We start from the raw sequence: 2,837 nt of genomic DNA, 5'->3' as shown, positions 1-2,837 counted from the left end.
TCAACAATGGCAATAGCGGCTTTATGTAAGGTTTCCGGCAACGAAGAGCCGGCCAGATAAATGCTGACCGAAAAACTGACCACTATCAGCACCAACATCACGGGTTCACGCCACAGGCTCCATAACTCTTTTTGCAATAAATACCAGATAGTAGCCAGCTTTTGCCGCAAGCGGTTTTTCTGGTGCTGAGGTCTTGTTATTGGCAGGTTCATCTTAACGCTCCTGCTTTTTTAACAACAACAGTGCCGCCAGCAGCACCACAGGCACAGCTGCACTCATTAACAACAACGAAGGGTAAATGTCAGACAATTGCAGCCCTTTGCTAAACACGCCGCGGCTGATAGTCAGCATATGGCTGGCCGGATGTATTTCACCAATCAGCCGCCCGCCCCCTTCCAGCGCCGACACCGGGTTGATCATGCCGGCAAACTGCACCGCCGGTATCATGGTGCCCAGCACAGTCACCAGAATGGCCGCTATCTGACTGCGGGTAAAAGTCGAAGCAAAAAAGCCAAAACCTGTGGAAAAAATAATAAAAATCAACGCACTGAGCGACAAGGCCAACAATGAACCCGTTAAAGGCACGGCAAAAACCGCTACCGCAACAACCAGCATCAACACATAATTAAAAAACGCCAGCAGCAGATAAGGCAGCTGTTTGCCCAATAAAAATTCCAACCGGCTGACCGGTGTCACATACAAATTAATAATAGAACCCAGCTCTTTTTCCCTCACCACAGACAAAGCGGTTAACAGCGCCGGGATCATCAATAATAACAACGGGATAATGGCAGGCACCATGGCCACTAAACTTCTGATATCCGGGTTATAACGAAAGCGGGTTTGCACTGAAAAAGGCATCGAAGACACAACGCCAGCCGACTGCCGCGCCTGTTGTTGCAGCCAGTGCAAATGCATACCCAGCACATAACCTTTGGTGGTTTCAGCCCGGTTTGGCATAGCACCGTCTATCCAGGCGCCAATTTCTACCCTTTCACCCCGACTCAGACGCCGGCCAAAACCGGGCGGAATTTCCAGCGCCAGCGCCAGCTCGCCACTGCGCATGCGCTGGTCCAGCTGCTGTTCACTCTGAAGATCGGGTTTTTGAATAAAATACCTTGAGCCCGCCAGGTTCTGCACATAGTTTTGGCTCAGCAAGGACTGATCCTGATCCAGCACGGCAAAAGTTAAATCGTCTACATCCATGGTAATGCCATAACCAAAAAACAACATCAGTACCAGGCTGCCCAACAGCGCCAGCGCACCGCGGATAGGATCACGTTTAAGCTCCAGCGTTTCCCTTCTGGAGTAACTGAATAAACGCCTGAAACTAAAGAGTTGTCTTTTGTTTGTGGTTGCAGCAGCTGCAGGGTTTTGCATTGTGCCCAGGTCTTTGGCTTCAGTCGTGCTGCCTGTAACTGCCGGCAACTGCTGGCCGGCACCGGCTTGTTGTAAATACCAGATAAACGCCTGCTCCAACGACCCCTGATGGGCTGCAGTTAAATTTGCCGGCGTGTCGCTGACCAGCACTTTACCGGCGTGCATTAACGAAATACGGTCACAGCGCTGGGCTTCATTCATAAAGTGGGTGGAGATAAAAATGGTGACTTTGTCTTGCCGCGCTAAATCCACCATCAGCTGCCAGAACTGATCCCGGGCTATAGGGTCAACGCCGGACGTGGGTTCGTCGAGGATCAACAGCTCAGGCTGATGCACCATGGCAACGGCCAGCGACAGCCGCTGGCGCATGCCAAGTGGCAAAGTGTCCGGCAGGCTGTGTTGATATTGCGCCAGCGAAAAACGTTGCAGCATCAGCTCCACCCGCCCGGCAATCTGCGGCTCTGCCACATGAAACAACCGGGCATGTAACTGCAGGTTTTGCCTGACCGTCAGCTGGTTATACAGCGAAAACGACTGCGACATATAACCCACTCTTTTGCGGGTGGATAAATCGTTGCTTTTAAGCTCCTGACCGAACAACCAGGCTGTGCCACTGCTGGCTGGCAATAAGCCAGTTAACATTTTCATGGTGGTGGATTTACCACAGCCGTTGGAGCCTAAAAAACCAAAAATTTCGCCCTGACGGATTTGAAAACTCACTGTATCAACAGCGACAAAATCGTCAAATTGCATCGTCAACTGCTCGGCAGCTATCGCTATGGTGGCATCGCTGTTATCGGAAAGTGGTGGCACCACCACCTGCTGATGCAAAGCCCGCAGTTCAGGCGGCAACAAGGCAATAAAAGCGGCTTCCAAAGTGCTGCAGCCGGTTTGTTGGTAAAGCTGCGCCGGGCTGCCTTCGGCCAGCAGAGTACCGGCATTCATCACCAGCAAATGGTCAAAACAACTGGCTTCGTCCATATAGGCTGTCGCCACCAACACACTCATGCCCGGCCTTTGCGCCCTGATGTGCGCAATAAGCTGCCAAAACTGACTGCGGGCGAGCGGATCAACCCCTGTGGTGGGCTCGTCCAGAATTAACAACTCAGGGTCGTGAATAAGGGCACAACAGAGGCCGAGTTTTTGTTTCATACCACCGGATAATTTTCCGGCAGGTCTGGTTAAAAAATCAGATAAACCAGTGGCATGGGTTAGCTCGTCAATACGACGACGGCGCTCCAAAGCGTTGTGGCCAAACAAACGGCCAAAAAACTGCAGATTTTCTTCTACCGACAACGTCAGATACAGATTTTTGCCAAGGCCCTGCGGCATATAAGCAATAGCAGGGCACACCTGGTTGCGGTGACGGCGGTTGGTGATATCACCCCCAAGTACCTGCACTTTGCCTTGTTGCAGTGTTCGGGCACCTGACAGCAGCGCCAATAAACTGGATTTAC

1 protein-coding gene and 1 pseudogene are annotated in these 2,837 nt (G+C 51.7%); both read right to left on the bottom strand.

Going from position 1 to position 2,837, the window contains the following annotated elements; genetic code table 11:
* Positions 1-212, bottom strand: a pseudogene (locus RCH83_RS10725) (hypothetical protein); the annotation flags it as partial.
* A gap of 1 nt (position 213) precedes the next feature.
* Positions 214-2,837 (bottom strand): ribosome-associated ATPase/putative transporter RbbA (rbbA, locus tag RCH83_RS10720; protein ID WP_306521833.1); only part of this gene is annotated, 2,624 nt, incomplete at its 5' end.

The organism is Rheinheimera sp. (genome assembly GCF_030824435.1).
Classification (GTDB): domain Bacteria; phylum Pseudomonadota; class Gammaproteobacteria; order Enterobacterales; family Alteromonadaceae; genus Pararheinheimera.
This window is presented reverse-complemented; position numbering and strand designations above follow the sequence as displayed.